We start from the raw sequence: 13,130 nt of genomic DNA on the forward strand, positions 1-13,130 counted from the left end.
TAGAGAGTGCTCTTTTAGCGTTCCCAAATATAACAATAAGATTGTGAAATCAGGAATACTCCCTTGTGATTTCACAATCTCAACTTATTTTTCCCCAAATATTGAAAAGAGGCTGCCTCTTCGTGATGTCGTAGACATCATTTTGAGACAGCCTCCACTTCTGCGAGTGCCTGGTGTGGAGAGCGCTTTGGCCGAAATCCGTACGAATTTGAACAGAAATCGGCTTCAAAGATCGCTTCTAAAATGAGTTTCAGCGCTCCTTGTACTACGCGGTCCCGAATACTCGGAATTTGTAAAGTTCTCGTTTTACCGTTGGCCTTCGGGATATCCACTTTACGATTGGCTTGCGGTTTGTAGGTTCCTGCTATCAGTTCTGCTTGGATGCTTTCCAGAAACGGAATGACACCCCTTTGTTCCACGTCATCGAAGCTTTGTCCGTCGATGCCTGGGGCACCTCCGTTTTTCTTCGCATTTTGGTACGCTTCATGAAGGGTTGCCAGCTTGGTGATGTGGACAAATAGTCCCCAAAACCGATGCGTAGGTTCAGCCTTCGCCTTTTGATAGATTCGCCGCCTTAGTTCCTGCAAATTAATGGGTGTTTTTGTCATGGCACCCTTGCCTCCTTTGGTCGTACGAAATGTTTACAGGTTCGGACCCTTCCCTCCTCGCGCGTTTTGCTGCACGCGGATCTTCAGTACTACGATCCGTTCCGTCACCCTGACACCTGTCTATCCCACTTCCCGATCACGGTTATAGGGATGGCCTCCTCAGTGAGATTTCTTCACCGGATGTCGAGGGCTTCTCCAGTTTCCACATCATCTTTCCTTCCATGTCGCCGCTGATACCCCGCCGGTGAGAACTGCCGTTTCAGACTCATTTCGGTCAGTCCTTGTTGCTTTCGCGCGTTATCGACCGTCTCAGCCACCGGACTTGCGTGTAACGAGGCTACGTCTGCGTTCACATACGTTACAACCTGGAATTTTGCCTACGCTCCTAATGAACGTGTTGTCAGAGGGCTCCACCGTCTCGCTTTCGTTCCACGGTGCCTCTCAGGCTACGGGAGGGGAGCCTTTTCTCCCGATCGGACTTTCACCGACTAGATGTTGTGTCCTTAGCTGGACACGCCAATACCCCAACGCATCCCATAAATCCTTATAATCTCAGCATTATCTAATGCAAGATCCGTCGTTAGAATCGCCAACCAATCTCTGCAGTTGTTCCGATTCTGGACGAAGACAATCTTAAGAGATAAACCTGCAAGAGTTTGAACTCGAACGGAGCCCAGAATTTCTGCCTTTGGGTTTTTAGGGATTTGGGCATAAAGCTCACTTAAACTTAATGCGTTCCCCTCGAAACGATAGCGTTGTTTTAGCTCCTTTACCATCCCAATGATGTGAAGTCCCTTATCCCTTAGTTTTTGAAGAAGCGGTGCATGAGTAAACCAACTGTCCATCAGAACGTAATCTGCTGAGAATCCAGCATTTAAAGCCCCTTCAAGCATTTGAACGACAGCATTGGGTTTAGGGTTCATCGCTTCCATGTGACGCTTATAGCCAATGGATCGTTTGTCCAAGTCCTCTCGCATTTCACAAAGACGATTTTTAAGTTTAGTCGAACTCATCAATGTAAAATCTATGGGTGCAAAGCTGTAGCCATCAGACCAACCCAACGTGAGTAAGTTATAGCCACGGATAAAGCGACCCGAAACATGGTCAAAGATTCGAGCTAAGAGTTCAACCTTCTTACTCCGTTCTCGTCCCATGACAGAATCATCGACGATAAAAACACGAATACGTTGTGCGGAGGTGAGTTTTTCGAATCGTTCTACGACCTTAAGACTGAGTAATTGATAGAAACGTCTCCAGTTATATCGGGATTCATTAAGAAACCGATAAACAACATCTTTACTTGGAAGAAATTCTGCTTTATCGCCGTCTAATAAGCGATATAGATTACGGCCTTGGAAAACTAACTGAAAGACGATTTGAAAGACAGCGAAGCTTGAGACCCCATAAGACTTGCAGATTCCCGCTTTTCGAAGAAGTTGACTCAACTTAAGAGAAGAAAAAACTAAAGAAAGTTTAGTTTGATGCTGTTCAGACAGAGAGTTGTGTTGTAACATTTAGATATGCACCTTTCTGTTTGGATTTAATGGTTGTTTGGTCACTTCCATTTTACCAATTAGGAAAGGTGTTTTTCTTTCAATGGACAAAAATATTTTATCCCAACCTAGATACATACTGGGTTAGAGGTAACTTTCGCTATGCGAAAGTTGAGTTAGCTACATCCTTTTTTGAGAATTTGTTCAATACCATCCAACTATGTATTGTGTCTACTGTCTTCATCATAAACTATATTTGTTACCATTCTATGAACTATTAATGAAGAGAGTGTTAAAACGTAAAAAGCCCTCCCACCAATTAAGGCAAGAGGGTAATGCATAGCAACTCAACACCAGCGCATAATAAGTTCATAACAATTATGAGATGAGTTGAATTAGTAAAGGAGATTAACACAATGAATATTAGTCGTATTCTAAGTGTCTTTAAAAGTGTCCACAAAATCAAGGACTCGATAGTCCTCGGGTTGATAGGAGGTTTGGCGGGTACTATTGTAATGGATCTGTCAAACTTCTTTCTATGGAGAACAAATAAAACCGAGGGCCTTTACGGACATTTGGCTGGTTCAATGATTATGCGAAGTTTCCGAACCAATCAAACTAAAAATTTCTTATTAGGGCAAATACTTCACACATTCACAGGGGCTACACTTGGTATCCCTTTTGTATATTTGTTAAAGAAAACTGGTAAAGACCATCATCTGATTAAAGGCATGATTTTTGGCGGCCTGTCGTGGGGAATTCTCTATGATTTTGGTCAAAAAATAGGATTTTTCTATGGAAAAGCTCATCTAACTAAGTCTCACTACTCATCTTTATTTAACAATTTTTTATTTGGGATTACAACAGCACATACCGTGTATTCATTAGCTGACTCCTCGGTATTTCCTCAAGCAGAAAGACACATCGCCGTACAGCACGAAAAACCTAAATCAACAACGTCATATAGTCCTCCTGAAATAGTAGATAATATGGCACATGAGCAAATCTTTTACCACTGAAAATTCATCATCAATACCCGATATATAATAAAAAAGCCCACCTCCAATCAAAGAAGTGGGCTTTCGTCACAGCGTCCGGCAACGCTGCTTTAATTATTGAGTTATAGGAGTTTGAGCTTTCGGACTGGTTGACTAGGTTGTATTTACCACAGTGATTTCCACAAATTACATAAAAGCCACTTTTACAGTCTCAAGGCCCCCTTGACACTGTGATCATATTTTTGCATATTCTAGGCTACTTTACCTATCAACATGTTCCCATGGACGTAGCTGGTCCTATTAAATTGTTAAACAATTTAGGGGTATGAATTTTAAACCCGCACCACAGGCTGGTTTCAGCGTGTGGAAAGTTCTAGACTTGTAACGGTCTCAACGTGCTGCGTCCACGGAAACATATCCACCCTCTCGGTTGCCGAGGTTGACCTTACCATGGACCATAGTGTTTAAATCGTGCGAAGTTTTCATTTGCATTAACTGCTGACCATTCAGCTAACTTTTTGGCCTTTTTTATTCTGTAGTAACAATCTTTTTTATAAAACCTTTGTAACACTCCGTCAAATACAACTTCATCATCCAGTTCAACCCAGGCATGGTCAATGTCAGCATAAACATTTATTTTTCCATGAACTAACCTTGCGTTAATTGTCGTACCTAACATCGAAATATCTATCGCATAATTCCATGCCGTTTTGAAACAGTCATGAAGATGTAACTTGCCGTCCCCCGGTTTATATCCATCGGGACATTCAATCTCACATAATTTAAGTTCTTCTGTTAACATGATTTCTGGCTCTATAATTATCTTTTTCATCTTTCCACCTCCTAATAAAAAACATTGATTCATTTTTTATTTTTGGCGTCCAGCTTCTTATCCATTTCCATTCTTGGTCTGTATAAAGTGCATCTCGCACTAAGAGAGCGACATTTTATAGTCGTTTGTCGTTTATGAGGTGACATAGAGGATTGTACTCTTTTCCATTGAAAGGTGAAGCGAAGGGCATCACCACTAATATTTATTCTCTCGTCTCATAAAAATTCTGCCATCACTCACTAACTTTTATTTCTCTTATGAATGGCTTATTGAGCTTAACCATGTACTGCTTGCCACTGCCCCCCCACCAAACTATTACTCTAATGGGGCCTCTCATGTAGGCATTTATATTGGAGGAGGACGCTTTGTTCATGCCGATAATCCCCGTGAAGGTGTATCTGTGACAAACCTTAATAGTAGTTATTATATAAACCATTATCTTAGGGCTCGTAGGTATACTTAAACAATCAATCCTTATCTGCATAGATTTTTTTTGCATATAGACAATCCCCCTGTACGTTAGATGTCCTTTTCATCTACGTACAGGGGGATTATTAATTGTTAGTTATCAATTCTTGATTCTTAATCCATGATTCTATCGACCATTGTGACTTTTGCTTCCTTGACTATTCAAAGCGCAGAGCATCAATTGGGTGTAATTTCGCAGCTTTTTGAGCAGGGAATACTCCAAAAATTATCCCGATGGCAAATGAAAAGGCAAAGGCCATAATGATTGGTGAGGTTGAGATTTGAGTGGACATTCCCACAAATTTATTGAGCAAGGACGAACCTCCGGCCCCAAACAGAATTCCCAGTACGCCGCCGAGCATACTTATAATAACTGCTTCTATCAAGAACTGCAGCAAAATCGTTTTTCGTTTTGCACCGATGGCTTTACGAATTCCTATTTCTCGGGTACGCTCTGTTACGGAAACTAACATGATGTTCATAATTCCAATTCCCCCAACTAAGAGGGAGATGGCCGCAACACCACTGAGCAAGAGAGTCAAGGATTGGGATACACCTTCGGCAGTTGACAAGATATCGGTTTGACTCGTTACCGTAAAGTCATTGGTTGCGTTGAAACTCAGACCATGCTGTTGCCGCAAAATTTGGGTAATCTCAGCGCTGGCCGTATTCATTAAATCAGAGCTTTTGGCTTCTACATAGATTGTGCGAATATTATCTGAGCCGATGAGCCTGGTCTCAGCCGAGGAAATCGGCAGCACAATTTGGTCATCGTTATTGCTCGTTCCGCTCGACCCTTTGCTTTGTAAGATTCCAATGACTTGGAAAGGGACTTGGTTTATATTAATGGTTTGTCCAACCATATCGGTATTGGGATTACCAGTTAAATCTTGTACAACCGTTGTACCAATCACGGCTACCTGAGCATTATCTTGGTTTTCTTGATCGGTAAAAAATCGTCCAATACTTGCTTGCTGATTGCGGACATCTGCATAGGAAGGGGTTGTTCCTACGACCTGTGTGCTCGTATTCTCACTTCCATAAACGACCTGTGCCTGTTTACTGGTCGTGGGGGCAACACTAGCAACGGCATCAGCACTGCTTTTAATGGCATTGACGTCATCCATGGTCATATTATTTAAACTTCCCATGCCTCCTTTGACGCCTCCTGTGTTGGACTGACCCGGTGTTACAATGAGTAAGTTCGACCCCAGTCCTTGGATCTGACCTGCTACAGATGCCTTGGCGCCTTGACCGATGGAGACCATAATAATCACGGCACCCACTCCGATGATGATTCCCAACATCGTAAGAATTGAACGAAGTTTATTCGATCTTAGGCCACGAAGAGCAATCCGAATGTTTTCCAGAAAATTCATCAGCTGGCCACCTCCGTTCGCCAATTAATGTTCAAATTTAAAGGTTCGCCTTCGGCGATACTTCTGTTTTTAACAATCTCATCCTGATCAATAGAACCATCTTTGAAATGAATAATTCGCTTGCTGTATTGAGCTATATCCGGTTCGTGAGTAACCAGGACTATGGTAATTCCCATGGCATTCAATTGCTGGAAAATATTCATAACCTCTATGCTTGATTTGCTGTCAAGATTTCCTGTCGGTTCATCCGCCATTAAAATGACGGGATTATTAACAAGGGAACGGGCAATAGCAACTCTCTGCTGTTGCCCCCCGGACAATTCATTGGGCTTATGGTGAAGCCGTGAGGAGAGTCCAACTGCACTCATAGCATTGGTGGCTCTGATCCGTCTTTCCCGAGCACCTATCCCATTATAAAGCATGGGCAATTCAACATTTTCTAACGCCGTCGTTCGAGATAATAGGTTAAAGCTTTGGAAAACGAAGCCTATCTTCCGATTTCGAATTTCCGCTAACTCATCCTCTCGAGCATGGTTGATATTTAAATCATCTAACAAAAACTCTCCAGATGTCGCGGTATCTAAACAACCGAGAATGTTCATCATCGTCGATTTACCGGATCCTGATGGCCCCATAATGGCCACAAATTCTCCGTCCTCCACCATCAGATTAATTCCCGACAGTGCTCTTAGTTCGAGATCCCCCGTTTTATAAATTTTGACGATGTCTTTAAGAATAATCATGCCATATCACCTGCTTCCTAACCTTGAGTTCTGCTCGATGAACCGCCATTGCCGCCTGAATATCCTCCTCGGCCCCCACCGGAACTGCCACCATAGCCGCCCATGCCTCCGCCAGAGCCACCGAAGTTGCCAGTGCTTCCGCCTAAGGCTTTATTGAGGGAATTCCCCGATTGTGATGTTTGAGATTTCGTTTGCGAGCTCGTGCTTCGGATTCCTAGCACGATTTTATCGCCCGCTTGGAGCCCTTGAACGACTTCGACAGTCTTGCCATCGTCAAGCCCCGTTTGTATGGTTTGAGTCACAGGGATTGTTGAGCCAGACTTCAGCAAGGAAACAGTTTCATTAGAACCATTGGTATGGACTGCAGAACTTGGTATGGTGAGAACATTTTGTTTTTGAGCGATAATGATCGTTACATTAGCACTCATCCCAGATTTCATTTCATTATCTTTATTAGTAACATTAATGGCTACGTTGAAGGTTGTTACACCGCTTTGCGATGTGCCCGTTGGACTCACTTCAGTCACTTTTCCTGAAAATGTCTGGCCTTGATAGGCATCCAATGTGATATTGGCTGCTTGCCCTACACTGACTTTGCCAATATCCACTTGGTTGACAGGAACGACCACTTGCATCGTGTCAGAGGTACCTATCATAGAGATCAAAGCGCTGTTTCCTTGGCTTCCTGTACTATTTGAAGAGGATTGACCACTTGATGATGTTCCACTAGAGGAGGCTGAGTTAACCTGGCCATTGACAGCGGTAATAATTCCATCAGCGGGTGCTTTGATGATGGTATCCGCGAGAACAGTCTTTGCGGAATCATACGCGATTTGGGCTGCAGAAAGTTGAAGTTGCGCAGCTTCTAAATTAGTGCTGTTAGATCCAGCTTGATCCACTTTCGTTTGGGCTTGGATAAGGTTTGCTTGCGCTGTGTCGAGCTGTTCTTGAGCCTGACTTGAGTCAAACCTCGCTAATTGTTGACCGGCCTTCACTGAGTCACCGACTTTGACATCAATCTCTGTAATCTTCCCTCCGCTGCTTGACGATAAATCGTATTGATTGAGCGATTGGATCGTTCCTGAAGCACTGACTGATTTCTCAACAGTACCCATTCTTACTGTCCCAGTAATATAACTTGGTGTATCTGCTTTAGCATTTTGGGTGTTATATAGTATATTTCCACCAACTAGTGCTACAGCTACAATTAGGACACCTGAGATAACCCAATCAATTCGTCTTTTTTTCATAACTTGCCACACTCCTGTTTATTATTGTTTTCTTGAGGAATTTTCAACGTCAAGTGCAATATTAACACAACTAAAACAGGAATGTGTGAAGGATTTATGAATTTCGTAATGTACCCTTATTAGATTTGCTGGGAAAATCGCCACAAGTTTCTATTTACAATTAAATATTTATAGTTAAGCATTAAAAATCTATAATTTATTTGTTGTAATTATGTTTTCAAGTAAATTCAGCTTTAGATGCGGATCTTCGTTGAGCTTTTTGAAATAGAATCTCAGTTATTTTAATGATTAAATCCTATCCTTTTCAAACAATTTCTTATACTAACTATAAATGTAATGGATACATTTCCTTTATAGTTTGTCCATTCTTCTTTTATATAATGAAACTAATCACATACAAGTTTGGAGCTAAAAAATGAAGGAGTTCTTGCAACCTTTTTCGTTTTCGGCTTCGCTCAAACCGCGCAAGCATCCACAGGTAATACCTTACTAGAAGTCGGCTCAACTGACCCTGAGGTCACGCAGGTACAAACTGAACTGAACTACCTTGGTGATAATGTTGGTAGTCCTGACGGTATCTTCGGTGCAAAAACTGAAACGGGGGTCGTTGCTTTTCAAAAAGCTAACTCTTTAAGTGCCGATGGCATTGTTGGGACGAACACTAGTGAGGCATTAACTAGTGCTTATGCCAAGATATTACATGCCGATAAAGCAAACGCCATCATTGCCACTGCGGAAAAATACATTGGGGCTCCGTACCTATGGGGCGGCGAATCACCAAAAGGGTTTGATTGTTCGGGATTCGTTCAATATGTTTTTGCGCAAAACGGGATTAGCCTACCCAGAGTTTCAAGCGATCAGGCAAATATAGGTACACCGATAAACTTTAATGCTCTGGAACCAGGTGACTTGATCTTCTTCATAAATAATGCCAAACCACGAGACAGGCGTCAAATTTGCACCATAGAAGTATAGAAGCCATACGCCACTGAGTAAAACACCAATAATAGAAGAGTTAGTCGGCATATTCGTGTTTTTATCAATGCTTTTGAACACTTCCGGTTTTGGGCCCATGTCTCTAGCCGCCAGAGAGTAGAGGCCACGGGTGCAGCCCAACATCAGGCCATTCAAAGTTCCCAGGCAGGAAATTACAACGAAAACAAACAGAACTATACCTCCCGCATTAGAGAAAACAGTGGAAAACGCTAATTTTGCTCCAGTTTCGCCACCTTTCATCATAATGCTGTTTTTAACTGCTCCAGCAAGTCCAGTATAATATAGGATATAGATTAGGACCACAAACAACGTTCCGAAAGTAAGAGCTCGCGGCAGGTTTCTTTTTGCATCCTTAAGCTCAGCATTGATACTGGTTGCAATAATCCATCCTTCGTATGCGAAAGCGGTAGCAACAACTGCGGTAAATAAAGGGTTGCTACTAGTCGCATTGGCGATGGGGCCACTTGTAAAATTGCTAATCAAAATACCGTTTTTGAGACCAACGATTGTTCCGACAAGAGCCATTAGAACCAGAGGAATAATTTTAATCATAGTGGTGGAGACCTGAAACTTACCGGCAAGCTTTGGAGAAAGGGCGTTTAAAGCATAACTTGCGACTAGAAAAAAACCTGCAATAGCCATTGCTTCGCCACCTACGATATTCCATCCCAGTCTGAAAGCATCGTTTGTAGACATACTCTGTCTTCAGGGTTTGGAAAAATGATTCCATTGGGGCATTATCGTAGGGATTTCCCTTGCGGCTCATACTGCCGGAAATCCTATTCTGTTCCAAAAGTTGTCGAAATGCCTTGCTCGTATTTTGATTGCCTCGATCAGAATGATGAATTAGACCGGGGCCTGGGTGTTCCTTGTTGATAGCGAGGCTTTTTCTTCTTGAGCTTAGATAAGCGCAAGTGGCATTGGTGAATAACAATCTGCCATCGTACCCGGAATATTACCAAGTTAAGTTGTCCAAATTCTCGAGAGTATCCCATTTAACACAAGATTTTTAAGCTTGCACCAGAACCATATATCTTAGTACAATGAATCCGCAGATATTTAGCAGGAAAAAAAGCCACGTCTTGACAAGTCTTAAAACGCCAAATCATGGTATCCCATTTACAGATCATTTTTATTCTGGATACGCATTAAAATAATTGATCTTTTGTAAGGGAGGCAGAACATGAAAATTGCCATTGTTAAAGAGGAGGCAGCGTTAACATCCGTTTGGGCAGGTGGAATCGGTAAACAATATTTTATTTTCCCGAACTCAGCTTCGTTTGCGGCCAGAGATTTTTCAATTCGACTGAGTATGGCAATTGCTACTTCTGATGAAGATGCTAAATTTACTCCTCTTTACAACATAACGCGTCATCTCATAGTTTTGGAAGGCACCTCAACTATCAGTCATAAGGGCCATTACGATATCGTAATGCATCCGTATGATCAAATAGATGTTTTCGATGGTGGCTGGGAGACATTCGGAAAAGGAAAAATTACAGACTTTAATATGCAACTTGACAAAAATGTCCATGGTAAAATGTCTGTTGTAGATAAAAATAAGACTGTAGTAGTCGGTGGTTATTGCGAGACGTGTCATAACCCATACAATACGACAGCATTTTTTTGTGGTCACGGCAGTAGTATCTTTAATTTTTCAACAGAAGAATCACTGCGTATCTCGAAAGGAGATCTACTTTTAATAGAAGATGTTCCATCTGATATTTATGCTACCATAGAACTCTTAGATTCAAAACTTGTTCGCATGGATTGGTGTAGTTAAGTACACCATGCATGAAAGTCTCCCGTCACACGGTGTTCAATAATACAAAAAAGCCCCCACCACTTAGGCAGCGGCCAAAAAACAGAAAATTAGAATGTATTTTTGTCTTAGTTTGAAGGCATTATGTAGCAAAAACATCCCTTGGTATCACTGACTCAAAGTCCCCCTTGACATTTTGACACTTTTTTAGCCTCTTTGCCAGCTAAATCCCTAAACATGTTCCCTCGAAAGCAGATAGAAACATTGCGCCTGTTTTTGATTTAATTCTGAATATTTCAAAGATCTACAACCTGCACCACAGACGACTTTAGAGTGTCTGTTTTCTGAGACAAGACACGGTCTCCACGTGCCTGGAGTGCTCGATTTGTTGGTTTAGCAAACACATTAAGTTTTTGCTCTCTAAACTTAATGAGAGAGTCAAAAGACTCTCTCAAAAGACAAATACTAATGGTTATTTTTCAGTAATGACTTTCTTTTGTGGTTCACTAATATGATAGGGTACACTGGCAATAACATAGCTTTTATTGAAGAACAACACAGATTTTAAAACCAAACCAGTTTGATTATGCAAAAAGTACTGCCACCATTTATGAGTAATAAATTCTGGGATTAATACCATAATTAACTCGTGAGATTTTATCGTTTTTTCTACACTTTCTAAATACTTTATAAGAGGTGCCAAAAAGGCTCTATAAGGGCTTGAAAGCGTAACTAAAGGGATATTTGGATAATAACTATCCCATCTCGATTCTAACTTTTCGGATTTTTCCTCATCAAGTATTATATGCACGGCCGTAACGTCATTGCTAATCGATGTAGCATATTCAAGGGTATTAACAACGACTCTAGTAAACGTAGCAACAGGTACTATGACTTTTATGTGTTCAGGATGTTCACATATTTGATCATCGACTCTCAGCTTCTTGGCTATATCAATATAGTGTTTATGGATTTTCAAGAAAGACCCAATCAAGAGCGGTATCAAAACTATTACGATCCATGCACCATGGATGAATTTTGTAGTTGCCAAAATTACAAGTACAATCCCACTTAATGTTGCACCGAACCCATTAACCAGAAGATTGGTTTTCCAGCCTGCCTCTTTTGATTTTCGCCAGTGAACTACCATACCAACTTGGGATAAGGTAAACGACAGAAAAACTCCTATTGCATAGAGTGGGAGTAGGTTATGCGTATCCCCGTCAAATACAACGAGCAATACCGCAGACAATAACGATAAAGTAATAATACCGTTAGAAAAGACCAACTTATCACCGCGAGCGGAAAATTGCCGTGGTAAATATCCATCTTTTGCTATTAGACTAAAGACTAAAGGGAAATCATTATAACTCGTATTTGCAGCCAAAATTAGAATTGCAGCGGTACTCGCCTGTAATAAGTAGTAGAACCATCCTCTACCTGTTAATAAACGAGCTATCTGCGAGATAACCGTCTCATTAGAGTTAGGTGTCACATGGAGAATTTGAGCTAAAAATGTGGTTCCTCCAAAAAGAAAAACAATAATAATTCCCATGGAAACAAGGGTTAGTGCTGCGTTACGTGAACGAGGTTCTTTAAAATTGGGGACACCGTTACTGATTGCCTCTACTCCTGTTAACGCTGTACAACCTGACGAAAACGCTCTTGCTAATATCCATAAGGTAATGTATTTTTGAGGAGTTGAACCTAGAACTGGATTTATCGGAGCCGCTGGAATTGGTAAACCCATGGAATGTTTATATATACCAATCCCAATTAAAGTCAACAGCGAAATAATAAAGACATAAGTGGGCAATGTGAAAACAGTCGCAGCCTCTTTAATTCCTCGAAGGTTTACAATCATTAATAGTAAAACAAAGAATAAGCACAAGGCTACTGTATGAGGAAGTAGGCTAGGAAAAGCTGAGGTAATAGCCGCCACACCAGAGGCTATACTTACAGAAACTGTTAATATATAATCTAACACGAGAGAAGACCCTGCTACTAAACCAGCGAGCTGACCTAAATTGTCCTTTGCGACTATATAGGCCCCCCCACCTGATGGATAGGCAAAAATTGTCTTGCGATAAGACATAATTAAGGTCGCTAAAAGTAATAAGATAATCCCCGAGATTGGAAGAGAAAACGACAAAGCAAAGGCGCCAATAGGTGCAAGAACCCAAAGGATTTCTTCTGTAGCGTAGGCTACGGATGATAATGCATCTGAGGAATACACCGCTAATGCTTTAATTTTTGTTAATTTCTCGTGAACAAGCGACGAATTATGTAGCGGTTTGCCAATGATGATGTCTTTAAGGCGTAGCATCTTAATCCCCTTCCTAAATTCTACATGCTGCAAAATTCCTAATTCAAAACTTATCTTTCTCCTTTAAAAGCTTTTTTAATCGCGAAGTATAGGCTATATTATAATCTCACTCCAATAAAAAAGGTAATAAAAATTTATTAAAATAATATAAATAAAACATAAATGCGCAATAATGGATATCTGAATATTCTTTAATTTTTATTTATTTGTAAACATATTTCTTAATTAAATTTTAATAAGCAGAGTTTAAATTCTGTAGATTATTTACTTATTCT

At 41.0% G+C, this 13,130-nt stretch carries 11 protein-coding genes and 2 pseudogenes; 4 read left to right on the plus strand and 9 right to left on the minus strand.

Annotated features, from left to right (window positions below):
* Positions 1–137 precede the first annotated feature (137 nt).
* The 3 genes and pseudogenes from VZF35_RS06230 to VZF35_RS06240 all read right to left on the minus strand — a co-directional run.
* Positions 138–608: a hypothetical protein gene (locus tag VZF35_RS06230; protein WP_407311958.1), complete on the minus strand. Its 471-nt coding sequence runs from the start codon at positions 606–608 to the stop codon at positions 138–140.
* Positions 609–781: 173 nt separating this feature from the next.
* Positions 782–961 (minus strand): hypothetical protein, encoded by a 180-nt coding sequence (locus VZF35_RS06235; RefSeq protein ID WP_407311960.1) that lies wholly within the window; start codon positions 959–961, stop codon positions 782–784.
* 165 nt (positions 962–1,126) lie between these two features.
* Positions 1,127–2,122, minus strand: a pseudogene (locus VZF35_RS06240) (transposase); the annotation flags it as partial.
* Between the two features lie 395 nt (positions 2,123–2,517).
* Between VZF35_RS06240 and VZF35_RS06245 the strand changes: the two are divergent.
* Positions 2,518–3,120 (plus strand): DUF6789 family protein, encoded by a 603-nt coding sequence (locus VZF35_RS06245; RefSeq protein ID WP_407311962.1) that lies wholly within the window; start codon positions 2,518–2,520, stop codon positions 3,118–3,120.
* A 424-nt stretch (positions 3,121–3,544) separates the two neighbouring features.
* Here VZF35_RS06245 and VZF35_RS06250 read toward each other — a convergent pair whose 3' ends face one another.
* Positions 3,545–3,931: a hypothetical protein gene (locus VZF35_RS06250; RefSeq protein WP_407311964.1), complete on the minus strand. Its 387-nt coding sequence runs from the start codon at positions 3,929–3,931 to the stop codon at positions 3,545–3,547.
* 349 nt (positions 3,932–4,280) lie between these two features.
* On the opposite strand from VZF35_RS06250, the gene VZF35_RS06255 reads away from it, so the two are divergent.
* Entirely contained in the window at positions 4,281–4,394 is a 114-nt protein-coding gene (locus tag VZF35_RS06255) for a hypothetical protein (protein WP_407314501.1), read from the plus strand.
* A gap of 163 nt (positions 4,395–4,557) precedes the next feature.
* On the opposite strand, the gene VZF35_RS06260 is transcribed toward VZF35_RS06255, so the two are convergent.
* The 3 genes from VZF35_RS06260 to VZF35_RS06270 are packed head-to-tail and all read right to left on the minus strand — an operon-like array spanning position 4,558 to position 7,771.
* A complete protein-coding gene (locus VZF35_RS06260; protein ID WP_407311966.1) occupies positions 4,558–5,778 on the minus strand; it encodes an ABC transporter permease in 1,221 nt (406 codons plus the stop codon).
* Entirely contained in the window at positions 5,778–6,521 is a 744-nt protein-coding gene (locus VZF35_RS06265; protein ID WP_407311968.1) for an ABC transporter ATP-binding protein, read from the minus strand. The genes VZF35_RS06260 and VZF35_RS06265 overlap by 1 nt, the downstream gene beginning before the upstream one ends.
* Before the next feature lie 17 nt (positions 6,522–6,538).
* A complete protein-coding gene (locus VZF35_RS06270) occupies positions 6,539–7,771 on the minus strand; it encodes an efflux RND transporter periplasmic adaptor subunit (protein ID WP_407311970.1) in 1,233 nt (410 codons plus the stop codon).
* Positions 7,772–8,173: 402 nt separating this feature from the next.
* On the opposite strand from VZF35_RS06270, the gene VZF35_RS06275 reads away from it, so the two are divergent.
* Positions 8,174–8,746, plus strand: coding sequence for a C40 family peptidase (locus tag VZF35_RS06275; RefSeq protein ID WP_407311972.1), 573 nt, complete (start codon positions 8,174–8,176; stop codon positions 8,744–8,746).
* Here the strand turns inward: VZF35_RS06275 and VZF35_RS06280 are convergent.
* A pseudogene (locus tag VZF35_RS06280) lies at positions 8,702–9,439 on the minus strand (APC family permease); the annotation flags it as partial. The gene VZF35_RS06275 and the pseudogene VZF35_RS06280 sit on opposite strands and share 45 nt — an antisense overlap.
* Before the next feature lie 511 nt (positions 9,440–9,950).
* Between VZF35_RS06280 and VZF35_RS06285 the strand changes: the two are divergent.
* Positions 9,951–10,550, plus strand: a complete 600-nt coding sequence (locus tag VZF35_RS06285; RefSeq protein WP_407311974.1) for a HutD family protein — start codon at positions 9,951–9,953, stop codon at positions 10,548–10,550.
* 451 nt (positions 10,551–11,001) lie between these two features.
* Here VZF35_RS06285 and VZF35_RS06290 read toward each other — a convergent pair whose 3' ends face one another.
* The gene (locus VZF35_RS06290) at positions 11,002–12,855 is read right to left on the minus strand and encodes an APC family permease (RefSeq protein WP_407311976.1); all 1,854 of its coding nucleotides are present in this window, start codon (positions 12,853–12,855) and stop codon (positions 11,002–11,004) included.
* Positions 12,856–13,130: the final 275 nt, after the last annotated feature.

This window comes from Desulfosporosinus paludis (assembly GCF_045689965.1).
Classification (GTDB): Bacteria; Bacillota; Desulfitobacteriia; order Desulfitobacteriales; family Desulfitobacteriaceae; genus Desulfosporosinus; species Desulfosporosinus paludis.